Consider the following 23,901-nt stretch of genomic DNA (forward strand, 5'->3'; position numbering starts at 1 on the left):
AACGAGTCTCTCACGACGCAGACGCGCCGTGACTGGCAACTGTGACAGGCACAGGAATGAGGGCTGGATAACCTGGGATGGCACCAATCCGCACAATCCGCTATCAGCGTTGAACAAACGGAAGCAGCGGATGTTCACTCTCAAGCGCACAGAAACCTCGACGCAGGAAATCAAGAAGAGCCGGTTTCTGGCGATCTGCGCGCCCGTGCCCGACGAGCAGGCGGCAAAGGCCTTCCTCGCGGCGCATTCGGATCCGACGGCCAATCACAATTGCTGGGCCTGGCGCATCGGTCAGGCCTATCGCTTCAACGACGACGGCGAGCCGAGTGGCACCGCCGGCAAGCCGATCCTTGCTGCAATCGACGGGCAATCGCTCGATCGCGTCGTCGTCGTGGTCACGCGCTGGTTCGGTGGCATCCTGCTTGGCAGTGGTGGCCTGATCCGCGCCTATGGCGGCACTGCGGCGCTCTGCCTGCGCGCGGCCGAGAAGATCGAAATGATCGAGACGGTGCACGCCACCATTGCCTGCGACTTCGCCGATCTGGCACTGATCAAGGCCCGTCTTCTTGCCCGTGACGTGACGATCGCCGGCGAAACCTTCACCGACAAGGGGCCGGTGATGACCGTCGACATGCGCAAGGACGAGGCGGACGGCATTTTTGCCATGGTCACCGATCTCAGTCGCGGGCGCGCGGTCATTTCGACCGAAGATTGACGACTTCCCTTTGCAGGTCAAATCATCATAAAAACGACCGACAAACTGAATAATATTCCATCGGATAACAATATCGATGCCAGGGAGATGATCAGCATGAAAACGAGAATTCTGGGCAAGACAGGCGCGACGATTTCCGAGGTTGGCTTCGGCGCGTGGCAGATTGGCGGATCCTGGGGCGACGTCAGCGAAACGGACGGCAAGCGCGCGCTGAATGCAGCACTCGACAGCGGCGTCACCTTCGTCGACACGGCCGACGTCTATGGCGATGGCCGGTCCGAAAAGATCATCGCCGCCGTCCTGAAGGAGCGCGGCGGCGAAAAACCATTCGTCGCCACCAAGGCCGGACGCAGGCTGAACCCGCACGTCGCCGAAGGGTATACTGGCGCCAATATCGAGGCCTTCATCGATCGCAGCCTCAGCAATCTTGGCGTCGAAACGCTGGATCTCGTGCAGCTTCACTGCCCGCCGACCGAAGTCTATTACCGCCCGGACCTGTTCGGCGCGCTCGACCAGCTCGTCACCAAGGGCAAGATCCGCCATTACGGCGTCTCGGTCGAGAAGGTCGAAGAAGCGCTGAAGGCGATCGAATATCCGGGTGTTGCCACCGTGCAGGTCATTTACAACATCTTCCGCCAGCGCCCACAGGACCTCTTCTTCGCGGAAGCGAAAAAGAAGAATGTCGGCGTCATCGTGCGCGTGCCGCTCGCCTCCGGGCTGCTGTCGGGCAAGATCACCCGCGACACGGCATTTGCCGCCGACGACCATCGCAACTTCAACCGCCATGGCGAAGCCTTCGACGTCGGCGAGACCTTCGCAGGTGTGCCCTTCGAGGCGGCGCTGGAAGCCGTCGAGCAGCTTCGCCCGCTGGTGCCCGCAGGCGTGTCCATGGCGCAGTTCGCGCTGCGCTGGATCCTGGAGCAGGAAGCCGTCTCCGTCGTCATCCCCGGCGCCCGCAACGAGGCGCAGGCGCAATCCAATGCGGCTGCCAGCGCGCTGTCCGCCATCGACGAAGAAACCAGGGCCGCCATCGCCGCGCTTTACGAGCGGCTGGTCAAGGTTCATGTTCATCACCGCTGGTAGAATGCATCGCCGCTGCCGACAGGCGTGACCAACAGGGGCTGACACGGCCCTGGCGCGGGCACACAGACGCGCCAGGGCGGAAGAAGGGACCATGGCCGACCCTTTCATGCTGCAACGATTTGTCGACGCTCAGGAGCGCGTCTATGCGGCAGCGCTCGACGAACTGCGGCGCGGCCGCAAGGAGACCCACTGGATGTGGTTCGTCTTCCCCCAGCTTGCGGGGCTCGGGAATTCGCCAATGGCCGAGCGCTTCGCCGTTTCCGGGCTCGCCGAAACCAGGGCCTACCTCGCCCATCCAATCCTCGGGCCAAGGCTCATCGACTGCACCGAGACCGTCAACGGGATTACGGGGCGTTCGGCACACGAAATCTTCGCAAGCCCTGACGATATGAAGTTCCGCTCGTCGATGACACTGTTTTCGAAGGCGTCAGCTGCAGGCAACGTCTTTGGGCAAGCGCTCGATCTTTATTTCGCGGGAGAAGAGGATCGGCGGACGCTCGAGCTGCTCGGCCGGTCTCCGTCATGATAGTACTCTGACGCTCGGTGGCGGCAGGCGCCACTGGCGTTCGGTTTGCGGATCCCGGTTACACGCCGTGCGCGGCGCTCACGAGGAAGAACAGGATCACGAAAGCGCAGACGGAAAGCCCGGCAACGATCACCAGCAGCTCTTTCATCATATAACGATACATCGGGGCCTCCTTTCCATCAGCCGTACGGCTCCCTTTCATATGGGAATCGGACCGGCCGTTTTTCAGTCGCAGGCTTCAAAAGATCGTGAGGATGCCCTCCCCTTTTCCGGCCGCCGCAGACGCCTCCGGATCGCTTTCGTCCGCCCCTCATTACAGCGCCGACCGCCAGATATGGCGCGCTAAGGACGCTGTAACACTATAAATTTGCTGCATAATACCTTAAATCGATTCCGATTTGAGGAATCATGCAGCAGCAGCAACGCAAGTCCGCAACCCCTAAGTTATATTATACTAATATATAGATTTGTCACAACCGTTCATACGGCCCACCGAGGCACATCACAGCCGGATGGAAGGGCGAGCCAGCCCCTGCTTTTTTTGATCCGCGGCACAAGAGAGGCGCCGACGAAAAAACCTCGCAAACATAGCCGGATATTCAATCAACCGAATCGGGCGCGCGTGCGCTTGTCGCCGCAGGCTCGTCGTTGACTTCGCAGATGATGAGAGGAAAATGTCGCTTTATGCGTCACAACCTAACACAAGGGGCGCCAAACGATGACTATCGCAAGGAAACTTCAGGACTATATCGACAGCGAGGGGGTCGCCTACGACACCGTCGACCATCATCGTACAGCAACAACCAGCCAGTCGGCGCGAGCCGCGCATGTTCCGGGCAGCAGACTGGCCAAGTCCGTGGTCGTACACCACGAAATGGGCTACGTGCTCGCCGTTGTTCCAAGCACGCACCGGATCGAGCTCTCGACATTGCAGAGTATTATGAACAAGCGCCTTGGCCTCGCCTCCGAGGAGGAGGTCAGCTCGCTTTTCGCCGATTGCGACATTGGCGCGGTGCCGCCGATCGGATCGGCCTACGATGTGCCGATGATCCTCGACGAAAGCCTCGGCGACGCCAGCGACGTCTATTTCGAAGGCGGCGACCACAAAACACTGGTGCATGTCACCGGACCTAACTTTCGCAGCCTGATGAAGGATGCGCAGGTCGCTCGCTTCAGCCACCTACCGTAGATGCCACGATCCTGCGTCGTGCGCCTCGCAGCGGCCGACGTGGAGTTGGTGCCTGCGGGGGCCAGAGAGCGCGCTGGAAGCCACCTTTCACTCTGCGATCTTTAAGTTCGCGGAGGACTGAAAGACTGGCACAGAAGAATGCACCAAAGACATAGATGGAGAACGCCTAGGAAATGCTGGGGAACGTGCCTTCAGCTAAGGCTTTGAAATTGTTGGCGCACCCGAAGAGATTCGAACTCCTGACCCCCAGATTCGTAGTCTGGTGCTCTATCCAGCTGAGCTACGGGTGCTTGCCTGAAGCGGTCGAACCGCTTGCGTGAGCGGTTCTCTAAAGGGTCCTTTCGGGGATTGCAAGCGCCGCTCCGCAAAAAATTTCATTTTTACGACGGCGAGGTCTGAAACTGTGGAACGGCCAAGTGAAATCGGCGCGCGATATCGCCCGCAAACCCCTTCAATGGCGGGCTTTGGAGCGAAATGCATCGAGCGGCACCGGACGATCCGGTAATTCGATGCGAAAAAGCGTTCCGGGCGTCGGCTTTTCCACAAGCGCGATGGTGCCGCCATGGGCGAGCACCAATTCGCGGGCAATCGCCAGCCCAAGACCGGTACCACCGGAACGCGCCGAGCCGCGGAAGGCGGCAAAAAGGTTCTCGCGCGCCTTTGGCGGCATACCTGGGCCGGTATCGTCGACGGAAATGGTGACGACGCTGCCCATGCGCATCGCCGAAACGCTGACGACGCGTGGCCGGCCATCCCCGGCCTCGTGATTCGTCAGTGCCTGAACGGCGTTGCGGCAGATATTGTGCACCACCCGGAACAATTGCTCGCTGTCGGCATCGACCTCGAGGTCGTCCTGCACCTGAATCTGGAATTCGATTCCCGACTGCGGATCGATCGAAAGCAGCTCGGCGACATCGGAGACCAGCGGCTTCAAGGCGACGAAACGGCGATGCGGCTCGGCCTCGGTCGTACGGCCGTAGGAGAGAACCTCGCGGGTATAGCCGACGGCCCGGTCGATCGCCCGCAGCAGCGTCGGCGCGAAGCGCTTGACGACGGGATCATCAACATCGGCGAGACGATCGGAGATCAGTTGCGCCGACGACAGGATGTTGCGCATGTCGTGATTGATCTTCGACACCGCCAGACCAAGCTCGGCGAGGCTTTTCTGCTGTTTCAACGTCTTTTGCAGTTCGCGCTGCATGCTGGCCAGATGCTGGCCGGCAACAGCCAGTTCGTCACGCCCCTCCGGCGGAACGAGCACGCGCGCCGGATTGGAGGGATCGTTTGAGAATTCCTGCATGCTCGCGGTCATCCGCCGGATCGGCACGATCAGCATCCGGTTGATGGCAAGGAAGATCAGGGTCGCGGTAATCAGCGAGATGATGATCGACAGGAAGAACACGTTGCGGGAATAGACGAGCATCGCCTTGTACAGGCTGGCATCTGCCATGACCAGCTCGATCACCGCGTCGCTTTCACCGAGCGGTCCGTAGACGCGCACCACCCGGTTGCCACCGAACAGCAGCGTATCGAACGCATCGCGGATCGCCGCAAAGGCAGTGAAATTGGCCGTGTCGTATTCGCCGTCGATCTCGGACGGCATGTCGGCGGCGGCGATCATCCGCGAGGCATCCTTGCGGCGAATGACGATCGCCTTGGTGCCCGTCGCCATCAGCGTGTCATCCTGCACGTTGCGCGGCAGCTCGACATTCTGCAGGCCGTCGACGACGACGGCAGCGGCAGCGACGGTGTTCAACCGATCCTGCAGCCAGCGGATGCGCATGTTGGCAACCGAGGGCACGAAGATAAGCACTTCGGCCAGCATGACGAAAACGATCGTCAAAAGCAGCAGCTTGCCCGAAAGCCCGCGGAAGAAGCCCGCTGCGGCTCGCGGCGCTTCACTCACCGTCGTCGGCTGCGCCTCTTCGCTCATCGTCCCGAAAATTCCCTGTCCGTCAGCCGAAATACCGCAAGGCCCTGATGGCGGACCGTACGACGGCAGTCTTCGCCAGGGGCGCATAATAGGAGATGACCGCCTGTTTTCCAATCTCGGAAAGCGTCGGATAGGGTGCGACATAGCCGCGAACCTGCTTGAGCGTCATGCCGTTGGCGACCGCAAGCGACCACATGTTGATCAGCTCCCCCGCGCTGGCGGCGGCAATGCCGACACCGAGGATGCGTCCGCGGCGGCCGACGACGATCTTGATCAGGCCCGCCTCGACGCCGTCGGTGCGGGCGCGATCGCTCGTGGCAAGGTCGGTCCTGACGATGTCGACGGCGCCGAATTTTTGCCGCGCCTCGGCCTCGCTCAATCCGACCTCGGCGATTTCCGGATCGGTATAGGTGACCCTCGGCACGATCACCCTGTTTTCGCGCGCCGGCAATCGAAACAGCACCTGCTGCAGCACCAGCCGTGCATGGTAGCTCGCCACATGGGTGAACTGCAGCCCGCCGGCAGCATCACCGATCGCGTAGACCCGGCGATTGCTGGTCCTGAGATCCGGCCCGACCTCGATGCCTTTGTCGCTGTGGTCCACACCGGCCGCAGCAAGGCCGAGAGATGCATGGTTCGGACGACGGCCTGCTGCAATCAGGAGGTCGCTTCCTTCGACCAGGAAAGTGCCACTTCCGTTTTCGCACCGGAGAATGATCCGGCTACCGACGTGTTCGGCCGCCAGGATCGTCGTTGCCTCGTGCAGGACCACGCCCTCGTGCCGAAGCGCGGCAATCGCGATCGAGGCCAGCTCCGGATCAGCATTTAAAAGCGCCTGCCGGCTTTCGATGACGGTGACGTCGGCACCGAGCCGGCGATAGGCCTGTGCCATCTCGATGCCGATCGGTCCCGCACCGACAATGACCAAATGGGCCGGAAGCCGGGTCAGATCGAACAGGGTCTCGTTGGTCAGGAACGGCACGGTTTCCAGGCCCGGAATGGGAGGGACGGCAGGCGAGGAGCCGGTGGCGATGACGAAACGCCGGGCCCGGATGAGGTGATCGCCGGCAGCAACGGTGTTCTCATCGACGAACCGGGCGGAGGATTGCAGCACCTCGACGCCGAGGTCGGTAAAGCGCTCGACGCTATCGTGCGGCGCGATGCCGGCAATGACCGCCTGGATACGGGCATGAAGGCGCTTGTAGTCGACGACGGGCTCGCTTGCGGTCAGGCCGAACCCACCCGCCATGCGGATCGCCTGCGCGTGCCTGGCGGCGGCGATCAGCGTCTTCGACGGCACGCATCCATGGTTCAGGCAATCGCCGCCCATCAGCCCGCGCTCGATCAAAACCACGGGAACGCCGAAGGCAGCGGCGCCCGCCGCCACGGAAAGTCCGGCGGCACCGCCACCGATCACGCAGATATCTGGATTGATGACCTTCGCCACGCCTGCCCCACGCCCGTCAAACAGCCTTGCGGCGCGACCATACTCGCTTGAAGACGAGTGGCAATGCCGCAATGAGCGCAAGTGCCACAAGCGCCAAAGTCAACTTCGGCGTGGCGAAATCCGAGAATGACAGTTCGCGACCGGCAGCGGTCGAGCGGGCAATCACCTCGTCGAGCCCGCCGCCGAGCCAGGCATAGGCGAAGGTGGCGGGAATGATGCCGATCAAGGTTGCCATCGCGAACGTCCTCAACCTCACCTCGAAAAAAGCCGGCGCGATGTTGACGATGAAGAAGGGAAAGATCGGTGCCAGCCGCAGGACGAGAAGGTAGACAAACGCATTGCGGCAGAACCCATCGGCAAAACGCGCGAGAAAGGGCCCGGCGCGCCGCCGCAAGAGATCACCGAACATGGTGCGAGCCGCCAGAAACAACAGGCACGAGCCGAGCGTAGCTGCAGCAACGACGAGAAAACCGCCGCCGGCGCACCCGAAGAGAAAGCCGGCAAAGATCGTCAGAACCGAGGCAGCCGGGATCGAGAAGACCACCACCGCGACATAGACGAGGAAAAACAGACCGGCCGCCTGAAGCGGATAGGCTTCGACATAGAGGCGCAACGCCTCGCGGTGATGGACGAGTGCGTTCAGCGACAGATAATGCTGAAGACCGAAGGCGTAGGCGGCAAACCCGCCGGCGACAAGAAGGGCAACCAGCACCAGGCGCCACGCGATCTTGCCGCGGTCTTCGGGCGAGCCCCCGTCAAGCGCCTGCGGCGGCGTTGGGCGGGCATCCCCGGCTCTGTTGATGGCGCTTCGGTGCATGTGATTTCGTTTCTTGGAAAAGTCTGTCCTTGCAGTATCGGGAATCCATACCGGGGACCAATAACGAATGGTCGCGTCGCAAAACGTCAGCGTGAACAGGCCGACAAGACAACTCACGTTGCCGTGACACGAGAGCCGCGGCGGCAGCACTCCTACCTCGATCGCAGTTTATCCACGGAAAACGCCCGCGGAGACGTCAGTCGTCCGCGGGCGTCAATGGGTGCGATCCGTCAAACCGGTCGGATCAGAACTCTTCCCAGTTGTCCCTGGCGACGGCAGCCGAGGATCCGCCGCTGAAGGCGCGGGCGACGTTGCCCATCATCCGGCGTGCGGGCGATTCCACCGGTCGGCTGGTTTCCCTCGCCGGTGCGATCGTGCGCGCAGCTGCAACACCATCGAGCTTGAAGTAGGCGATCAGGCTCGCCAGGTTGTTGGCTTCCGCCGACAGCTTGTGGGTCGCGGCATTGGCCTCTTCCACCATGGCGGCGTTCTGCTGGGTGACCTGGTCCATCTGGTTGACGGCGGTGCTGACCTCGCCGAGACCGGTCGACTGCTCGCGCGCAGCCGTGGCGATCGAGTGGATATGATCGTTGATCTTGAGCACGCGCTCCTCGATCTCGCCAAGCGCCGAACCGGTCTCCTGCACGAGCCGGACGCCGGTTGCCACTTCCGAGCCCGACTTGGAGATCAGAGCCTTGATGTCCTTGGCAGCACTTGCCGCGCGCTGGGCAAGCTCGCGCACTTCCTGGGCGACGACGGCAAAGCCCTTGCCGGCATCACCGGCACGGGCCGCCTCGACGCCGGCGTTGAGCGCCAGCAGGTTGGTCTGGAAGGCGATCTCGTCGATGACGTTGGTGATCTGGCCGATTTCGCTCGATGCCTGCTCGATCCGGCCCATCGCCTCGACCGCATTGCGCACGACGGCGGCGGATTCGGCAGCGCTTTCCTTGGCTTCGTTGACCATCACGGTCGCTTCCTGCGCCCGCTCGGTCGAACTCCTGACGGCCACGGTAATCTCGTCGAGAGCGGCGGACGTCTCTTCAAGGGCGGCGGCCTGCTGCTCAGTACGCTTCGACAGATCATCGGCGGCAGAACGAAGCTCGGACGAATTGCCGTTGATCGAGTCCGTGGTGACACGCACTTCGCGCAGCGTCTTCTGCAGGGTCGAGAGCGTCTCGTTGACGTTCTTCTGCAGCTCGGCGAAGGCGCCCTGGAACTGGCCGTTCATGCTCTGCGTCAGGTCGCCGGCGGCAAGGCTGGCGATGACGCGGCGCGTTTCGGCAATGCCGGCATCGACGCTGCCGACGAGCTCGTTGACGCTCGAGGCAAAGCGGTTGAGATCGTCGTTCTCGTAGTCCTTGCCGATGCGCTTGGTGAAGTCACCGGCGGCCGCGGCCGAGACGACGACGCCGATGCTCGTCTGCAGATCGGCGCTCTTTTCGCGCAGCGCCGCTTCCTGGGCATTGAGATCACGAACGGCAAGCCCGTTCTGCTTGAAGATCTGCACGGCCGCAGCCATTTCGCCGATTTCGTCCTTGCGGTCGGCAAAGGGCACGTCGGCGGAAAGGTCGCCGCCGGCCAGCAGCTTCATCTTGCCCGTCAGATCGAGGATCGGCCGGCTCAGATGGTTGGTGCCAATGTAGAAGGCGGTGCCGATACCGACGGCAAGCCCGAGCCCGGCGATGCCGAGAATGATGACGATGACTGAGCGCTCGAACGAGGCGATGTCAGCCTTGACGGTCTCGAGCGTCGCAAGGTTGGCTTCGACGACGGCGTCGATCTCGGCCTGGAACGCCTTGCGGTTGGCGCGGTTGGCATCGGTGTTGCCCTGTTCGTTGGCCGCCTGCGGAGAAACCTCCTGGCCGAGCCGCGCTGTTTCGACGCGAAACGTCCTGAACTCCTCGGCGCGCTTGGTCAGCGCATCAAACGAGGCGCGCGTTTCGGCCGGCACCAGCGGGCGCCATTCCTTGAACAGCGTATCGATCTTTTCGAGGTTCTTCAGAATGCCCTCCGCAAAGGGCTTTGCTTTTTCGATGGTCGGCGCTGCGTAAATCCCGCGCGCTTCCATGACGACGCCGGTCACCAGTCGATTGAGGTGCTCGCCGTTGAAGGCGCGCTCCGAAGCGTTCTGATACTGATGGAACCGATTGTTGTATTGAGAAACGACCAGCAGCGACATGCCTGTCACCGCGATCGCCAGGAGGCTCATCACCCCGACGATCAGATTGATCTTACCACGTATTTTCATCCCTGCCTCCACGACACCGCAAGACTTGCCCGGTTATCGGAAGGGTCGCGGCCTCATTGCACCACGGCCACGCTAGAATATGCATGGTTAATAAAGATCGCCGTGGACAGCCGGCATTCTGGGGAGTGCCGGTTAGCGCTCTGTTTACCAGTCTGAGATAGCGCGTTGCGGGTTGCGCGTGCGAAATCGGCCTGCCACGCAGAACGGGATCCGATCACTTTTGCCCATCGAATGGGCCCGCATGATTGACTTTCCGGGAAATTTGCCTTTATAAGCCGCCCACGTCCGGCCAAGCCTGCCTGCCCGACAGGCGGAGCTATGTCTGGAACGTAAACGCTCCTTGCTATAGGCAAACCCAAGAAGGGCCGCACACCGCGGTATTAAAATAAATGAAGCGTACTTACCAACCGTCCAAGCTTGTTCGCAAGCGCCGTCACGGCTTCCGTGCACGCATGTCCACCAAGGGTGGCCAGAAGGTCCTCGCAGCCCGCCGGGCTCGTGGCCGCAAGCGTCTTTCGGCTTAAGCCGAAGTTGCCCGAAACCAGTGTCCGGGCACATGACGTCAGATAAAGACAAAACGACTGTCGGGCGGCTGAAAAGCCGTCCGCAGTTTTTGGCCGTTCGGGCAGGAGAAAGCCGTAGAGGCCCGCTGTTTCTCCTCGAAGTGCTCGACCGCAACGATCCGGAGGGCGAAGCCCGCGTCGGCTTCACCGTTACCAAGAAACACGGCAATGCCGTCGAGCGAAACCGGATGCGCCGACGCCTGAAAGAGGCGGTGCGGCTTTCCGCCGGGTTTGCAATGAAACCCGGACACGACTATGTGATTGTCGCGCGACGCGATCTCCTGAATGCCCCCTTCGACGCCTTGACCCGGGGGCTTGGCGAGCGCATCGAAAACAAGCCGAAACAGAAGCGGCCGCCGGCCGGTTCCAGGAAACAATGATGGAAAAAAACCGCAACTATTTCGTGGCGATTGGCCTGTCCGTGCTGATCCTCGTCGCCTGGCAGTTCCTTTACGTCAATCCGAAGATGGAAAAGGAACGCATCGCTGCGGAAGCGCTGCAGGCCCAGCAGGCTCAGCAGACCCAATCGCAGCCGGGTACAACGGCGCAGCAGCCGGCGACCGGTCAGGCCCTGCCTGGCGGCACAGTTCCGGGAACGGGCGAAAACCGCGACCAAGCGCTTGCGAAGTCGGCCCGCGTTGCGATCGACACCCCGGCGGTTTCCGGTTCCATCAACCTGACCGGCGCGCGCTTCGACGACCTCAAGCTCAAGGCCTACCACGAGACCGTCAGCAAGCAGAGCCCGATCATCACCCTGCTCAGCCCGGCTGAGACCACCGACGGTTACTTCACCGAAATCGGCTATGTCGGCGACGCGGCAAGCGGCAGCGTGCCCGGTCCGCAGACCGTCTGGACGCTTTCGGGCGGCGACAAGCTGACCCCCTCGACGCCAGTGACCCTGACCTACACCAACGAGAAGGGCATCACCTTCAACCGGACGATCTCGGTCGACGAACGCTACATGTTCCAGGTGGTCGACAGCATCAAGAACGATACGGCCGAGCCGGTTTCGCTCGCCTCCTATGGCCGCGTGACGCGCTTCAACAAGCCGACGACACCGAGTGTCTACGTTTTGCATGAAGGCTTCATCGGCGTTATCGGCGACCACGGCCTGCAGGAAGTCGGCTATTCGAAGATCGAGGACGACAAGGCGATCGAGCCGGGCAAGGCGACGGGCGGATGGCTCGGCATCACCGACAAGTATTGGGCTGCAACGATCGTTCCGCCGCAGGCGACGCCTTACGAGACGCGCTTCTCTCACTTCACCGACGGTCGCGCCCGCTACCAGAGCGACTACAAGAGCGACGCAATCACGATTGCCGCCGGCCAGACCTCGGAACTTAAGAACCTCGTGTTTGCCGGCGCCAAGGAAGTGCCCGTCGTCGACAACTATGAGGCCGCCTATTCTATCCCCAACTTCGACAAGCTGATCGACTGGGGCTGGTTCTACTTCATCACCAAGCCGATGTTCAAAATGATGGATTACTTCTATCGTTTGTTCGGCAACTTCGGCATCGCGATCCTGATCACGACGATCGTCGTCAAGCTCCTGTTCTTCCCGCTCGCCAACAAGCAATACGCTTCGATGGCGAACATGAAGAAGGTTCAGCCGAAGATGGAAGAACTGAAGAAGAAGTTCGGCGACGACCGCATGGGCCTGCAGCAGGCAATGATGCAGCTCTACAAGGAAGAGAAGATCAACCCGCTCGCCGGTTGCTGGCCGATCCTCATCCAGATCCCGGTGTTCTTCGCGCTCTACAAGGTGATCTACATCACCATCGAGATGCGGCACGCGCCGTTCTTCGGCTGGATCCACGACCTGTCTGCGCCGGATCCGACGACGATCTTCAACCTCTTCGGCCTCCTGCCGTTCGACGTACCGGTCTTCCTGCATCTCGGCGTCTGGCCGATCATCATGGGCGTCACCATGTTCGTGCAGATGCGCATGAACCCGACGCCTCCGGATCCGACCCAGGCGATGCTGTTCACCTGGATGCCCGTGGTCTTCACCTTCATGCTGGCATCGTTCCCGGCTGGTCTGGTGATCTACTGGGCGTGGAACAACACGCTTTCGGTGCTGCAGCAGTCGATCATCATGAAGCGTCAGGGCGTGAAGATCGAACTGTTCGACAATCTGAAGAACCTGTTCTCGAAGAAACCCAAGCCGGCGGAGTGACGCCGGCAAACAGAGCCTGCACAAGGCCCCGGACCCTAAAGGTCCGGGGCCATTTTCTTTTCGCCTTTCTCCCTGTTTGCGACGAGTTGTTGTCGCGGATACCGGTGCCCGATCACGCGTGACGATCTATCTTCAGTCATCGCCATCCGGATCCTGACTATGTCGCAGTCAACCCTCCGCCCAGCGGCGACGCCTGTTCAAAGCGGCGCTGGCGGCGTTCTGCTCGTTCTCGGCTCGGCCATCGTCTGGAGCTTCGGCGGCACGCTTGCACGGTTCCTCGATATCGCAGACGGCTGGACGATCGTTTTCTGGCGATCGACCTTCGCGGCCCTTTTCCTGATCGGCTTCATGCTGGTGCGCGACGGTGCGGCCAACATGGCGCGCCTCTTCCGGGAGATGGGCTGGCCGGGCATTGCCGTCGGCTGCTGTTTTGCCACGGCCTCGACCAGCTTCATCCTGGCGCTCGCCTACACCACGGTCGCCAACATCGTGCTCATTCAGGCCGGCGTGCCGCTGATCGCAGCTCTCATCGGCTGGCTGATCTTTCGCGAGCGGGTTTCGACCACCACCTGGGCGGCAATCGCCGCCGTCATCGCCGGCGTCGTCGTGATGGTATCGGATTCGATCGGTGGCGGCGTGTCGCCGGTCGGCGATGCGCTGGCGTTGCTGATTGCGCTCGCCTTTGCCTCGGCCACCGTGATCACCCGCCGCTACGCCCATGTGCGCATGGCGCCCGCCGCCTGCTTCGGCACCATCGTCGCCGGCACGATTGCGGCAACGCAGGCCTCGGGCTTTGCTGTCACGCCTAGCGAGTTCGGTATCCTCGTTGCCTTCGGCGCCCTCAACTTCGGTCTCGGGCTGGCACTGTTCGTCACCGGTGCGCGGCTACTTCCCTCGGCCCTCGCCGCTCTGCTCGGCACGCTCGAAACCGTGCTGGCGCCGCTTTGGGTCGCCGTCATCCACGGCGAGATCCCGCGTATCAACACCGTCGTCGGCGGACTGATCGTCCTTGCGGCCCTGTTGGTTTATTTGACGGTCGAGCTGCTGCGCCAGCAAATCCGGCCGGTTCGCTAGCTGCGCCGAGCCGAAAGCTTGACATCGCCGGCCAAAACCGTGAAGCCAAAGCCAATCTTGACGAAGGAATGAAGACCGATGGCCGACACAAAGACAAAAGACGACAAGCCGCTGTTCGGCCGGCCGTGGATTTTCATTCGCGGTGTCCCGGCGATGAAGTTCCTGCCGCCGGAAGGGCCGACCGAAATCGCCTTCGCCGGCCGCTCCAATGTCGGCAAGTCGTCGCTGATCAATTCGCTGGTCGGCCAAAGGGGACTGGCGCGCACATCCAACACCCCCGGACGCACCCAGGAGCTCAACTATTTCGTGCCCGATGGCTATTCCGGCGAGGCGGGCGCCCTGCCGCCGATGGCGCTGGTCGACATGCCCGGCTACGGCTATGCCCAGGCGCCGAAGGAGCAGGTGGATGCCTGGACCAAGCTGGTGTTCGACTACCTGCGCGGCCGTTCGACACTGAAGCGCGTCTACGTGCTGATCGACTCCCGCCACGGCATCAAGAAGAACGACGAGGACGTGCTCTCGCTGCTCGACAAGGCGGCCGTCTCTTACCAGATCATCCTGACCAAGACGGACAAGATCAAGGCCGCCGGCGTGCCGCGGCTGATTGCCGAGACACTCGAGAAGATCAAGAAGCATCCCGCCGCGTTTCCCGAGGTGCTGTCGACCTCGTCGGAGAAGGGTGAAGGCATCGACGAGCTTCGCGCGACGATCGAGCTTGCGCTTTCGCGCTGAGAGCGACAAGCGCCCGAAAGTCTTTGATCTCCGTCACTACCCTGACATGCAAACCGCTCTATCTCTGCCGTGCGGTCGCGCGTTTCCTTGCGCGATAGCGTCAAGGATAGGAGAGACACATGTCCGATTTGATCGTTGTGGGATTCGACACGCCTGAAGAAGCCGACAAGGTTCTCGTCAAGCTCGCCGGGCTCAAGAAGGAGTATCTGATCGATCTCGAGGATGCCGTCGTCGTCGTGCGTGACGCGGAAGGCAAGGTCCACCTCAAGCAAAGCCTCAACCTGACCGCGATCGGGGCGACTTCGGGCCTCTTGTCCGGCTCCATATGGGGCGGACTTGTCGGGTTGCTGTTCCTCAATCCGCTCGCCGGTTTTGCCATCGGCGGCGCGCTTGGCGCCGGTGCCGGCGCACTTTCCGGTTCGCTGACCGACTACGGCATCGACGACGAATTCATCAAATCACTCGGCAACACCATCCCGAACAATTCGTCGGCGCTGTTCATTCTGGTGCGCAAGGTGCAGCCGGAAAAGGTTCTGGCCGAGTTCTCCGGCCTGCGCGGCCGCGTTCTGAAAACATCGCTGTCGCCCGAGCAGGAGCAGAAGCTCCAGGCGGCACTCTCCGACGCCCAGACACCTTCGCCGCAAGCCGGAACGTTTTGAGATTAAATGAGGCTTCGGCCGGGTAAGCTGTCATGCGGGCGCCGTTACGGCCGTCCGCATGAATGCCGCTACGTGGTCGCCGGCACGAATGTCAAAGCGAAACCATTGATGCAATGGCGCTTGCCGGTCGGCGGCGGGCCGTCGTCGAAGATGTGACCGAGATGTCCGCCGCAGCGATGGCAGTGACATTCCGTGCGCGTCATGAACAGTGACGTGTCCTCGCGTGTTGCCACGCCGCCGGGCAAGGACTGCCAGAAACTCGGCCAACCGGTGCCGCTGTCGTATTTCGCTTCGGACGAATAGACCGGGAGCGCGCAGCCGGCGCATTGAAAGGTGCCCTTGCGCTTTTCATTGTTGAGTGCGCTGCTAAACGGACGCTCGGTGTCCTCGCGGCGCAGGATCCGGTACTGCTCGTCGGTCAGCATCGCCCGCCATTCAGCGTCGGTCTTGGTGACCTCGAAGTTTTCGCCGGAGGCAGCGCGCGCCGAAAGCGGAAGGCCCTTCGCCAGCGCAATGGCGCTCAGCGTTCCGCCGAAGATGAGAAAGTTCCGCCGGTTCACAATCGAACCCTCCTTGTCATGCCCCTCGCGCCGCCGTGGTCGAAGATAGCCGCCGGCCGGTCACCCGGCAAAACAAGACCGATCAAAGCGCCGTGAAGGAGCGGAGTTGAAAAGGCCACCGACCGCAAGCGATCGGTGGCAGGAGCGCCGAAGCCACGGGACCTCCGGCGGCGGATCGCCTGCGAATGTCTGCCGCGGCGACCCGGAGGAAGTGGAAGCCTCAGCCCTTGGGCAGCAGCACCTTGTCGATCACATGGATCATGCCGTTCGATTGCTTGACGTCGGCGATGGTGACGGTGGCCGTGCCGCCGGTCTCGTCGGTCAGCGTGATCTTGCCGCCGTCGTCCTTGGCCTTGAGAACGCAACCGCCGACCGTCTTGACGTCATGTTCGCCGCCATCGTCCTTGACCATCTTGGCGATCGCCGAAGACATCGCATCGGCGGACACGACATGGCAGGTGAGAACCGTCGTCAGCTTGTCCTTGTTTTCCGGCTTCAGGAGCGTGTCGACCGTGCCGGCCGGCAAGGCATCGAAGGCCTCGTTGGTCGGCGCGAACACCGTGAACGGCCCCTTGCCCTGCAGGGTCTCGACCAGCCCGGCGGCCTTGACCGCCGCAACCAGCGTGGTGTGATCCTTCGAGTTGACGGCGTTTTCGACGATATTCTTGTCCGCATACATCGCAGCGCCACCGACCATCGGGTTCTCGGCATGGGCGATTGCAGCGCTTGCAGTCAGCATGGCGATGGCGGCGAACGAACGGATCCCAGAGATGAACATCTTAGTCTTCCTTCCTGTTGAACCTGTCAGTGAGACGACACCCGGCCGCCTCGTTGAAACTGCCGTTCCCTCCTCGGGAACATGACAAGCAACGGAAGCCTTGGAAAAAGAGTTTCAGGAAATTTCGGATTGCCGATCGGTTTGGCGAAAAATCACCTTGAACGCGACCGAGGCTGCAGAAAGAGGAGGACGAGCGCGCTTCAGACCATTGGCCTTATGCAGGTCATTATCCCGAAACCGCTGCACACTTTCGGGCGACATGCATCAGAGGTCGCGCGCTTTGCCGAGCGCGATGATCGGGCCGGTGGCCGATCCGGTCGGCGAACCGCCGAGCGGCTCGATACTGACGGCAAGAACCGAGCCTCGCGAAAATTTCTCCCGCATGGCCGGGGCGATGATGATCTCCCCCTCACCGGTCTGGGGCAGCACGCCGAGGGAAACGGCCGGGTTATCGCCATTGATGAGCCACAGTTCCAGCGACTTCTCCTCCGCCTGTCGCGTGGCAACGGGCGTCACCCTCAGGTGGCCCGAGTCCCGATCGAAACGGGCGACGAGATCGACAGAGATGCCCTTACCGGTCATTTCGGCCACAAGCGGCCGGCCGCCGGAGGGCGGCGCAAACAGGCCTGCCATGGACGCGCCCATGATGGCGACCGCCGCGAGCGAGGCGAGTGCCAGACCGCGCCACAGGGCCAGCGATTGCCAGATACCCGCCCGCACCGGAACCGCGGTTGGCGACGACGCCGTTTCGAAAAGCCTGCGCTCGATCGCGGCGAACGTCCGTGCCGGCGGCACGACGGGATCATAGGCTTCGTCGAAAGAGGAAAGGTTGTTTTGCCAGCGCGTGACCATGGCGGCGAAGTGGCGGTCGGAAGCAAGGCGAGCCTCGACCTTGCGGCGGTCGTCGGCGGACAGCACGCCCAGCACATATTCCCCGGCGATCACCTCGTCGCGGCGAAAATCTCCTTTGTCGGGGGTGGACGCTGTCATCGCTCCATGCACTCTCTCAACTTCAACAGGCTGCGCCTCAACCAGGTTCGCATCGTGTTCAGCGGCACAGCGTATATTTCAGCCAGTTCCTGGTAACTCAGACCTTCGACATAGGCACTCCGCACGGCGTTCGCCCGCTCGGTTTCGAGCTCCTCCATGCACGCATCGATACGCCTGCCCTCTGCTCTGATCACTGCCGATTTTTCCGGATCGGCAGCAGGATCAGCCAAATCATAGGCTTCGTCAATCGCGTTGGCGATGGGTTTCCGCGCCCGGATCAGGTCGATGGCGCGGTTGCGCGCAATTGCCGCCAACCAGGACATCGGCGTCGGCTGGCCGGGAGAAAAACGGTCGGCGTGCTGCCAGATTCTGACGTAGATTTCCTGCAGCGCTTCTTCCGCTTCACTCCGATCTCCAAGGATACGCAGACAAATGGCGAAAAGTTTCGGACTGGTCAGCCGGTAAAGCTCGGTAAAGGCCGCGCGATCCCTGAGCGAAACACGGCCGAGCAGCTCGGAAATTTCATCGTCGATCATTGCCAACCCGACCCGATGCGTTCCTGAGACAGACATAGGGCACAAATCGCCATCTGCCAGCGTGCATCGTCATTGCTGTTTTATGTTGCTCGCCGATCATTCCATCGACCGGGAACTTGCGCTAAACAGCAGCCGGTATTTTTCGAGGGTCCGCCATGTCCGCCAATGAAAGTGAAATCCAGGCACGCCTGCTTACCCAGGCCCTGCCCTACATGCAGCGTTACGAAAACAAGACGATCGTCGTGAAATACGGCGGCCACGCCATGGGCAATGCCGAACTCGGCCGCGCCTTTGCCAGCGACATCGCGCTGTTGAAGCAGTCGGGCGTCAACCCGATCGTCGTGCATGGCGGCGGTCCGCAGATCGGCGCGATGCTGACGAAGATGGGCATTGAATCGAAGTTCGAAGGCGGCCTGCGCGTCACCGACGAAAAAACCGTCGAGATTGTCGAGATGGTTCTGGCCGGCTCGATCAACAAGGAGATCGTCGCCCTCATCAACCAGACCGGCGAATGGGCGATCGGTCTGTGCGGCAAGGACGGCAACATGGTCTTCGCCGAAAAGGCGCGCAAGACCATCAAGGATCCGGATTCCAACATCGAGCGCGTGCTTGATCTCGGCTTCGTCGGCGAGGTGGTCGAGGTCGACCGCACGCTGATCGACCTGCTCGCCCGCTCGGAAATGATCCCGGTGATCGCGCCGGTAGCGCCCGGCCGTGACGGACACACCTATAACATCAATGCCGACACCTTTGCCGGTGCCATCGCCGGCGCACTGAACGCCACGCGTCTCCTGTTCCTGACCGACGTTCCCGGCGTGCTCGACAAGGAAGGCAAGCTGATCAAGGAGCTGTCCGTGGCACAGGCACGGGCGCTGATCGCCGACGGCACGATTTCCGGCGGCATGATCCCGAAGGTGGAGACCTGCATCGAAGCGATCAAGGCCGGCGTGCAGGGCGTCGTCATCCTCAACGGCAAGACAGCCCATTCGGTGCTGCTCGAAATCTTCACCGAGCGCGGCGCCGGCACGCTGATCGTTCCCTGATCGACAGCAGGCCGAGAAGCATGAAAAAGCGGGATACGGTTTTCAGGCCGTCTCCCGCTTTCATTTTTGGCCGGTTGCTTCTAGCGTTTCCGGTTTGAACGGAGTCACAGAAAGGCTTTGTCTCTTTGTTTCTGCGCATTTCCTGACGGAAAACCGCTTCATACTTTTCCTGGAAATGTTCAGGCCTGGTAAACGGCCTGGGCTTCCTGTTTCAACTTTTCCATCATCACCCGGTAGGGGAACGGGCCGTAGCTGACACGGGCGACGCCGGCGCCGGCCAGTGTCTTCAGATCCGGTGCGCCCGGCCGCATCATTACATTGACCGGCAGGCTCGAGGCATCGCAGACCTTGGCGATCAACCCCTCGTCCACCAACCACGGCACGAAGAAGCCACTGGCGCCGGCTTCGGCAAAGGCCTTTCCGCGCGCAATCGCCTCGTCGACGAGGCCGGCATGGCGGGCCGCATCGCTCTCCTGCAGGAACAGATCGGTGCGGGCGTTGATGAAGAAAGGCACGCCGCGGCGGTCCGCCATCTCGCGGATCGCACGGATGCGGGCGGCCTGCTTTTCGACCGCATGCACGCCTGATTTGCCGACCACCTGATCCTCGAAGTTGATGCCGATGGCGCCGACGTCGATCAGCCGCGAGACATTGGCGGCCCCCGTTGCCGGATCGTCGGAATAGGCGCCCTCGAAATCGACCGTGACCGGCAGCTCCGTCGAACTGACGATCAGCCGTGCGATATCGGTAAGCAGTGCGAGCGGCACCTTCTCGCCATCGCCAAAGCCATGCGCCGCGGCAATCGACCAGCTGCCGGTAGCGAGCGCCTTGGCTCCCGCCTCGGCGACCGCCTTGGCGCTGCCGGCGTCCCAGATATTGTAGAGCACCACCGGATCGCCCTTGCGATGCAGAGCGGCGAATTCAGTGGCCTTTTCAGTCTGGTTCATTGCATTTCCTCCGCAAACAATCCCACAGGTTTCATCTTGCCTTCGTGCCGGAGCAGCCATTGCTTGCGCCACAACCCGCCGCCATATCCCGTCAGCGAGCCATCGGCGCCGATGCAGCGGTGGCAGGGAATGACGATGGCAATCTGGTTGGACCCGTTGGCTTTGGCGACAGCACGTACGGCCTGGATCGTATCGACCTCGCGCGCGATGTCACCATAGGAACGCGTTTCGCCGAGCGGAATTTTCACGAGCTTCGCCCAGACCGCGCGCTCGAAGGCGGTGCCGCCAAGCGCCAGCGGTGTGCGGAACTCTGTGGTCTCGCCGGAGAAATAGGCCTTCAGCTCCGTCGCCATCTGATCGATCGGCGCGGTGCGGCCCGGCACGATCGCCGAGCGGGTCTTGCGCTTCAGGTTTTCCAGCTCGGTCGGCAGCGCCTTGCGATCGTGAAATTCGAGGATGTGCAGATGCGTCTTGTCGGCGACCGCCACCATCGGTCCGAGCGGCGTATCGATGCGGTCGGCAAACAGAAGCTCTCGGCCCTGCGCCATCGCCGGCGCCTCGCCGAGCAATTTGGCAAAGGCGGCGCGAAAGCCGCTCGGCGATTCGTATCCGGCGTCGATCTGCGCATCGATGACCCGGCCGCCGTCGGCGAGCTGCCTTGCGGCAAGGCCCAGGCGTCGATGTCGGGCAAGGTCGAGAAAGGTGATGCCGAGATTGCGCTTGAAGGCACGGCGAACGGTCGACGGATCGTGTCCGCGGCGAACCAGGTCGTCCTCGGTCCAGCGGCGCTCGGGTGCCGCCTCCAGCGCCTGCAGCAGATCGTCGACCAGCGGATCCTTGGCACCGACGGTCGCGAGCGGCTTGCAACGCTGGCACGGGCGAAAACCGGTCTCGAGCCAGGTGCCGATCGAACCGACGAAGATGGTGTTCTCCCGCTTGGGCTTGCGGGCGGGACAGGAGAGGCGGCAGAAGATGCCCGTCGTCTTGACGCAGACGAAGGCTGCGCCCTCGTATTCGGTGCTGCGTGCGATCAGGGCATCGTAGAGCGTTTCGTCGGAAGGAAGGTCGAACAACATGCAGCCCTTCTAGCATGCCTCCGACGGGGCGGGCGCCGGTTTTCGGGCGTCTATTTTTTCCGGCGACAGCTCAGAGGAGGATGAGCGTTACCACACCGAGCACGATCAGGAGGCAGCCGACAAGTTCGAGACGATTGATCCACTCGCGGAAGATGAAGAAGGACGAGGCGAACGTGAACAGCATCTCGACCTGCGCCACCACTTTCACGATCGCCGCCTGCTGCAACGTCATCGCCATGAACCAGCCGAAGGAAGCGGAGGCGCCGACGAAACCGACGACGAAGGCAGGCTTCCATGCGGCACCGATGCGCTTCAGCTCGGCCGGTTCGCGAGCCGCAATCCAGATCAGCATGACAACCGTCTGCAGCAGAATGACGAAGCCGAGCGTGAAGCTGGCCTGCATCATGTAGTCCGGCGCCGGCAGGCTGGGCGCGAGCGCCAGCGAGGCCGAACGATAGGAAACGGCCGAAAGCCCGAAGAACGTTCCAGAGAGAAGGCCGATGCCGGCGGTGCGGCTGAAAACCGAGGTTACCAGCGAGCGTGGGCTGAGCGTCGTGCGGGCAACCGAAATCAGCATCACGCCGACGACGGAGATGGCGATCGCCACCAGCGTGCCCTCGCTTGCCCTCTCCCCGAGAAAGATGAGGCCGAAGAGTGCTGCCTGCGCCGGCTCGGTGCGCGAATAGGCGGTGCCGACCGCAAAGTTGCGGAAGGAGAACAGGTGCACGAGCAGGAAGGTCGCCGCGATCTGCGCCAGCCCGCCGATCACCGCCCAGAGGAAGAATGTGCCATTCGGCACCGGCAGCGGATGGCCCGCCACACGCCAGAGCACGAAAAGATAGAGAAACGCAAAAGGCAGGCCGAAACCGAAACGCACGAAGGTCGCGCCGGTCGTGCCCATGACGCCCTTCAGGTGTTTCTGCATGGCGGAGCGGACATTCTGAAGGAAGGCCGCAGCGACGGTGATGAGTACCCAGGTTTCCATGGCTGCGAGCTAGCATGCGGGTCCGGCCATTGCCAAGAACTCCGTACGGTCTCGGCGATTTACTCCGTCTTTTCCTGAACTTCCGCCAGGTCGCCGGCTTGACGGAACGTGAGCGGCGGCCCCTCTTCTTCGAAGGTCTTCACGCGCTGATCGTAGTTCGGCGCGATCGTGCCGAGCACGCGATCCCAGAAGGAGAAATAGTTGGCGTAGTTGTACTTGAAGCCGGAATGGTGCTGATCATGGAACGTCGTGCACAACAGAGGAGACGGATAACGCGCCGTCGACGAGGCGAAATACTCGAACCCGCAGTGCCCGATCATGCCGTTGAAATGTTCGAACAGTCGGTGTCCGATGAGGATCGCTGGCGGAAACGGGACGACGAAAACGATGACGGCTGAAAAACTCTGCAAGAGGAAGTTGTCGAGGACAGCCTCCGAATAGGTGCTCCAGATCGTCGGTGCGACGCTTTTGTGATGAAGGGCGTGCAGCGGGTAGAGCCACTTGGTGTGCAGCAGTCGATGCATGAAATAGAACCAGGCATCGTAGAGGAGCATGCACAGGACGAAGAGCGGCACCGCCGCCCACCAGTGGAGAGCCCAAGGCGCCGGCGCCCAGCCCTTTTGCTGGGCGTAGAGGCCGATCGTCAGCGGCAGGCAGGCGCTGAACATCGACGCCAGGCTCTGGCGGATCTCCGCCTTGCGGCGCTTGTCAGAACCGCGTCCCTTCTGAATCTTTCTCTCTGGATTGCGCTCGTTGAACCAGGTGAGGCCGTAGCCGAGAGCGAAATAGGTAACGACTGTCGTTGCGTAAAATCCGAACAGAAACAGCAGATAGAACAGTTCATCCGACATTGGCATCTGCCGTCCCAGGTCAAAAACCGCGCCGGCCGAAAGATGCCATGCCGTTTTGGCAATTCAAAGTGGAAATGTGTGCGTCGGCAGGACAACCCACGCTGGGACGTGCATTTTGTCGTTTGCCGCCATTCACCGCCATGTCATAAGGCGGTCATGAAAAAGCTCGACCGCCTGCCGACCCACGACGAATTCGCCCATGTCACCGACTGGGTCTTCGACCTGGACAACACGCTCTATCCGCATCACGTCAATCTGTTCTCGCAGATCGACCGCAACATGACGGCTTACGTCTCGGCGCTGCTGTCGCTCGAGCCGGCGGATGCGAAGAAGCTGCAGAAAGACTATTACCGCGACCACGGCACGACGCTCAAAGGCCTGATGATCCATCACGGTATCGACCCGAACGACTTCTTGGAAAAGGCGCACGCGATCGACTACAGCATCGTGCCGCCGGACCCGACGCTGGGCGAGGCGATCAAGGCGCTGCCGGGGCGCAAGTTCATCTTCACCAACGGCAGCGTTGCGCATGCGGAGATGACCGCGCGGGCGCTCGGCATTCTCGATCACTTCAACGACATCTTCGATATCGTCGCTGCCGATTTCGTGCCGAAGCCGGCCGGCGAAACCTATGACAAGTTCATGAGCCTGCACCGGGTCGATACCCGCAATGCCGTGATGTTCGAAGACCTGCCGCGCAATCTCCTGGTTCCGAAAACGCTCGGGATGAAGACGGTTCTACTGGTGCCACGCAACTTCGAATACGAGTTCGCCGAATCCTGGGAGCAGTCCGGAGACGAGGACGAGCAGATCGATTACGTCACCGAGGATCTCGCCAGCTTCCTCAAGCGCGTGGTCGCCGACCTCTGACGTCGACACAATTTGGCCAGGGAAAAACCCCTTTCCCGCCAAAGACTTAAATTACCAAAGTTTAACTGGTGCCCGCCGCCCGGCTGCCTATCATTCGTTCAGG

Annotated in this window: 24 protein-coding genes and 1 tRNA gene; 12 read left to right on the forward strand and 13 right to left on the reverse strand. The window is 61.8% G+C overall.

Translation table 11 applies throughout. From position 1 onward, the window contains the following. The first annotated feature begins 130 nt into the window (after nucleotides 1-130). The 4 genes from AC244_RS10820 (at nucleotide 131) to AC244_RS10835 (ending at nucleotide 3,513) form a co-directional block, all read left to right on the forward strand. On the forward strand, nucleotides 131-715 hold the full coding sequence (locus AC244_RS10820; RefSeq protein WP_053248827.1) for an IMPACT family protein: 585 nt from the start codon (nucleotides 131-133) through the stop codon (nucleotides 713-715). A 96-nt stretch (nucleotides 716-811) separates the two neighbouring features. After that, the gene (locus tag AC244_RS10825) at nucleotides 812-1,798 is read left to right on the forward strand and encodes an aldo/keto reductase (RefSeq protein ID WP_053248942.1); all 987 of its coding nucleotides are present in this window, start codon (nucleotides 812-814) and stop codon (nucleotides 1,796-1,798) included. A 91-nt stretch (nucleotides 1,799-1,889) separates the two neighbouring features. Further along, nucleotides 1,890-2,324, forward strand: coding sequence for a DUF1810 domain-containing protein (locus tag AC244_RS10830; protein WP_053248828.1), 435 nt, complete (start codon nucleotides 1,890-1,892; stop codon nucleotides 2,322-2,324). Nucleotides 2,325-3,042: 718 nt separating this feature from the next. Then, entirely contained in the window at nucleotides 3,043-3,513 is a 471-nt protein-coding gene (locus tag AC244_RS10835) for an aminoacyl-tRNA deacylase (protein WP_053248829.1), read from the forward strand. A 213-nt stretch (nucleotides 3,514-3,726) separates the two neighbouring features. Here AC244_RS10835 and AC244_RS10840 read toward each other — a convergent pair. From AC244_RS10840 to AC244_RS10860, 5 genes are all read right to left on the reverse strand, one after another. Continuing rightward, nucleotides 3,727-3,803 (reverse strand) — tRNA-Arg (locus AC244_RS10840). A gap of 161 nt (nucleotides 3,804-3,964) precedes the next feature. Further along, nucleotides 3,965-5,446: a sensor histidine kinase gene (locus AC244_RS10845; protein ID WP_053248830.1), complete on the reverse strand. Its 1,482-nt coding sequence runs from the start codon at nucleotides 5,444-5,446 to the stop codon at nucleotides 3,965-3,967. A 22-nt stretch (nucleotides 5,447-5,468) separates the two neighbouring features. Continuing rightward, entirely contained in the window at nucleotides 5,469-6,893 is a 1,425-nt protein-coding gene (locus AC244_RS10850; RefSeq protein WP_053248831.1) for a dihydrolipoyl dehydrogenase family protein, read from the reverse strand. A gap of 16 nt (nucleotides 6,894-6,909) precedes the next feature. Then, on the reverse strand, nucleotides 6,910-7,710 hold the full coding sequence (locus AC244_RS10855; protein WP_053248832.1) for a TVP38/TMEM64 family protein: 801 nt from the start codon (nucleotides 7,708-7,710) through the stop codon (nucleotides 6,910-6,912). A 244-nt stretch (nucleotides 7,711-7,954) separates the two neighbouring features. Further along, entirely contained in the window at nucleotides 7,955-9,958 is a 2,004-nt protein-coding gene (locus AC244_RS10860) for a methyl-accepting chemotaxis protein (protein ID WP_053248833.1), read from the reverse strand. A 389-nt stretch (nucleotides 9,959-10,347) separates the two neighbouring features. Between AC244_RS10860 and rpmH the strand changes: the two genes are divergently transcribed. The 6 genes from rpmH to AC244_RS10885 all read left to right on the forward strand — a co-directional run bounded on the left by rpmH (nucleotide 10,348) and on the right by AC244_RS10885 (nucleotide 15,162). Next, nucleotides 10,348-10,482, forward strand: a complete 135-nt coding sequence (gene rpmH, locus AC244_RS35110) for a 50S ribosomal protein L34 (RefSeq protein ID WP_012706673.1) — start codon at nucleotides 10,348-10,350, stop codon at nucleotides 10,480-10,482. A 20-nt stretch (nucleotides 10,483-10,502) separates the two neighbouring features. Further along, nucleotides 10,503-10,901 (forward strand): ribonuclease P protein component, encoded by a 399-nt coding sequence (gene rnpA / locus AC244_RS10865; protein ID WP_025425750.1) that lies wholly within the window; start codon nucleotides 10,503-10,505, stop codon nucleotides 10,899-10,901. Further along, complete coding sequence (gene yidC / locus AC244_RS10870) at nucleotides 10,901-12,697, forward strand: membrane protein insertase YidC (protein ID WP_053248834.1); 1,797 nt, start codon at nucleotides 10,901-10,903, stop codon at nucleotides 12,695-12,697. The genes rnpA and yidC overlap by 1 nt, the downstream gene beginning before the upstream one ends. 159 nt (nucleotides 12,698-12,856) lie before the next feature. Continuing rightward, a complete protein-coding gene (locus AC244_RS10875; protein WP_053248835.1) occupies nucleotides 12,857-13,771 on the forward strand; it encodes a DMT family transporter in 915 nt (304 codons plus the stop codon). Between the two features lie 78 nt (nucleotides 13,772-13,849). Then, complete coding sequence (gene yihA, locus AC244_RS10880) at nucleotides 13,850-14,503, forward strand: ribosome biogenesis GTP-binding protein YihA/YsxC (RefSeq protein WP_053248836.1); 654 nt, start codon at nucleotides 13,850-13,852, stop codon at nucleotides 14,501-14,503. Nucleotides 14,504-14,622: 119 nt separating this feature from the next. Further along, entirely contained in the window at nucleotides 14,623-15,162 is a 540-nt protein-coding gene (locus AC244_RS10885; protein WP_053248837.1) for a DUF1269 domain-containing protein, read from the forward strand. Between the two features lie 68 nt (nucleotides 15,163-15,230). Here the strand turns inward: AC244_RS10885 and msrB are convergent, their stop codons facing one another. From msrB to AC244_RS10905, 4 genes are all read right to left on the reverse strand, one after another. Beyond that, nucleotides 15,231-15,725 carry a peptide-methionine (R)-S-oxide reductase MsrB gene (gene msrB, locus AC244_RS10890; protein WP_053248838.1) on the reverse strand — a complete coding sequence of 165 codons (495 nt, stop codon included), beginning with the start codon at nucleotides 15,723-15,725 and terminating at the stop codon, nucleotides 15,231-15,233. A 217-nt stretch (nucleotides 15,726-15,942) separates the two neighbouring features. Then, nucleotides 15,943-16,500, reverse strand: coding sequence for a fasciclin domain-containing protein (locus AC244_RS10895; RefSeq protein ID WP_053248839.1), 558 nt, complete (start codon nucleotides 16,498-16,500; stop codon nucleotides 15,943-15,945). A gap of 264 nt (nucleotides 16,501-16,764) precedes the next feature. Next, nucleotides 16,765-17,490 carry an anti-sigma factor domain-containing protein gene (locus tag AC244_RS10900; protein WP_053248840.1) on the reverse strand — a complete coding sequence of 242 codons (726 nt, stop codon included), beginning with the start codon at nucleotides 17,488-17,490 and terminating at the stop codon, nucleotides 16,765-16,767. Next, a complete protein-coding gene (locus AC244_RS10905) occupies nucleotides 17,487-18,026 on the reverse strand; it encodes a sigma-70 family RNA polymerase sigma factor (protein ID WP_053248841.1) in 540 nt (179 codons plus the stop codon). Before AC244_RS10905 ends, AC244_RS10900 begins: the two co-directional genes overlap by 4 nt. Nucleotides 18,027-18,181: 155 nt before the next feature. Between AC244_RS10905 and argB the strand changes: the two genes are divergently transcribed. Further along, the gene (gene argB / locus AC244_RS10910; RefSeq protein WP_053248842.1) at nucleotides 18,182-19,069 is read left to right on the forward strand and encodes an acetylglutamate kinase; all 888 of its coding nucleotides are present in this window, start codon (nucleotides 18,182-18,184) and stop codon (nucleotides 19,067-19,069) included. A gap of 179 nt (nucleotides 19,070-19,248) precedes the next feature. Here argB and AC244_RS10915 read toward each other — a convergent pair whose 3' ends face one another. The 4 genes from AC244_RS10915 to AC244_RS10930 form a co-directional block, all read right to left on the reverse strand. Beyond that, nucleotides 19,249-20,016 carry an isocitrate lyase/PEP mutase family protein gene (locus tag AC244_RS10915; RefSeq protein ID WP_053248843.1) on the reverse strand — a complete coding sequence of 256 codons (768 nt, stop codon included), beginning with the start codon at nucleotides 20,014-20,016 and terminating at the stop codon, nucleotides 19,249-19,251. Next, nucleotides 20,013-21,092 carry a bifunctional transcriptional activator/DNA repair enzyme AdaA gene (locus tag AC244_RS10920; protein ID WP_053248844.1) on the reverse strand — a complete coding sequence of 360 codons (1,080 nt, stop codon included), beginning with the start codon at nucleotides 21,090-21,092 and terminating at the stop codon, nucleotides 20,013-20,015. Before AC244_RS10920 ends, AC244_RS10915 begins: the two co-directional genes overlap by 4 nt. Nucleotides 21,093-21,162: 70 nt before the next feature. Continuing rightward, nucleotides 21,163-22,077, reverse strand: coding sequence for a DMT family transporter (locus tag AC244_RS10925; RefSeq protein WP_053248845.1), 915 nt, complete (start codon nucleotides 22,075-22,077; stop codon nucleotides 21,163-21,165). Nucleotides 22,078-22,136: 59 nt separating this feature from the next. Beyond that, nucleotides 22,137-22,928: a sterol desaturase family protein gene (locus tag AC244_RS10930; protein WP_053248846.1), complete on the reverse strand. Its 792-nt coding sequence runs from the start codon at nucleotides 22,926-22,928 to the stop codon at nucleotides 22,137-22,139. A gap of 156 nt (nucleotides 22,929-23,084) precedes the next feature. On the opposite strand from AC244_RS10930, the gene AC244_RS10935 reads away from it, so the two are divergent. Next, nucleotides 23,085-23,798, forward strand: coding sequence for a pyrimidine 5'-nucleotidase (locus AC244_RS10935; RefSeq protein WP_082366815.1), 714 nt, complete (start codon nucleotides 23,085-23,087; stop codon nucleotides 23,796-23,798). Nucleotides 23,799-23,901: the final 103 nt, after the last annotated feature.

The organism is Ensifer adhaerens, from assembly GCF_001270265.1.
In the GTDB taxonomy this organism is placed as follows: domain Bacteria; phylum Pseudomonadota; class Alphaproteobacteria; order Rhizobiales; family Rhizobiaceae; genus Ensifer; species Ensifer adhaerens_B.

Bases quoted from the DNA above. Each gene is read 5' to 3' on its own strand.
- AC244_RS10830 (WP_053248828.1), top strand. From the start codon at position 1,890: ATGGCCGACCCTTTCATGCTGCAACGATTTGTCGACGCTCAGGAGCGC.
- yidC (WP_053248834.1), top strand. From the start codon at position 10,901: ATGGAAAAAAACCGCAACTATTTCGTGGCGATTGGCCTGTCCGTGCTG.
- AC244_RS10885 (WP_053248837.1), top strand. From the start codon at position 14,623: ATGTCCGATTTGATCGTTGTGGGATTCGACACGCCTGAAGAAGCCGAC.
- AC244_RS10855 (WP_053248832.1), bottom strand. From the start codon at position 7,710: ATGCACCGAAGCGCCATCAACAGAGCCGGGGATGCCCGCCCAACGCCG.
- yihA (WP_053248836.1), top strand. From the start codon at position 13,850: ATGGCCGACACAAAGACAAAAGACGACAAGCCGCTGTTCGGCCGGCCG.
- AC244_RS10930 (WP_053248846.1), bottom strand. From the start codon at position 22,928: ATGTCGGATGAACTGTTCTATCTGCTGTTTCTGTTCGGATTTTACGCA.
- AC244_RS10900 (WP_053248840.1), bottom strand. From the start codon at position 17,490: ATGACAGCGTCCACCCCCGACAAAGGAGATTTTCGCCGCGACGAGGTG.
- AC244_RS10825 (WP_053248942.1), top strand. From the start codon at position 812: ATGAAAACGAGAATTCTGGGCAAGACAGGCGCGACGATTTCCGAGGTT.
- AC244_RS10860 (WP_053248833.1), bottom strand. From the start codon at position 9,958: ATGAAAATACGTGGTAAGATCAATCTGATCGTCGGGGTGATGAGCCTC.
- AC244_RS10835 (WP_053248829.1), top strand. From the start codon at position 3,043: ATGACTATCGCAAGGAAACTTCAGGACTATATCGACAGCGAGGGGGTC.
- argB (WP_053248842.1), top strand. From the start codon at position 18,182: ATGTCCGCCAATGAAAGTGAAATCCAGGCACGCCTGCTTACCCAGGCC.
- AC244_RS10920 (WP_053248844.1), bottom strand. From the start codon at position 21,092: ATGTTGTTCGACCTTCCTTCCGACGAAACGCTCTACGATGCCCTGATC.
- AC244_RS10935 (WP_082366815.1), top strand. From the start codon at position 23,085: ATGAAAAAGCTCGACCGCCTGCCGACCCACGACGAATTCGCCCATGTC.
- AC244_RS10875 (WP_053248835.1), top strand. From the start codon at position 12,857: ATGTCGCAGTCAACCCTCCGCCCAGCGGCGACGCCTGTTCAAAGCGGC.
- AC244_RS10915 (WP_053248843.1), bottom strand. From the start codon at position 20,016: ATGAACCAGACTGAAAAGGCCACTGAATTCGCCGCTCTGCATCGCAAG.
- rpmH (WP_012706673.1), top strand. From the start codon at position 10,348: ATGAAGCGTACTTACCAACCGTCCAAGCTTGTTCGCAAGCGCCGTCAC.
- AC244_RS10845 (WP_053248830.1), bottom strand. From the start codon at position 5,446: ATGAGCGAAGAGGCGCAGCCGACGACGGTGAGTGAAGCGCCGCGAGCC.
- AC244_RS10925 (WP_053248845.1), bottom strand. From the start codon at position 22,077: ATGGAAACCTGGGTACTCATCACCGTCGCTGCGGCCTTCCTTCAGAAT.
- AC244_RS10895 (WP_053248839.1), bottom strand. From the start codon at position 16,500: ATGTTCATCTCTGGGATCCGTTCGTTCGCCGCCATCGCCATGCTGACT.
- AC244_RS10905 (WP_053248841.1), bottom strand. From the start codon at position 18,026: ATGATCGACGATGAAATTTCCGAGCTGCTCGGCCGTGTTTCGCTCAGG.
- AC244_RS10820 (WP_053248827.1), top strand. From the start codon at position 131: ATGTTCACTCTCAAGCGCACAGAAACCTCGACGCAGGAAATCAAGAAG.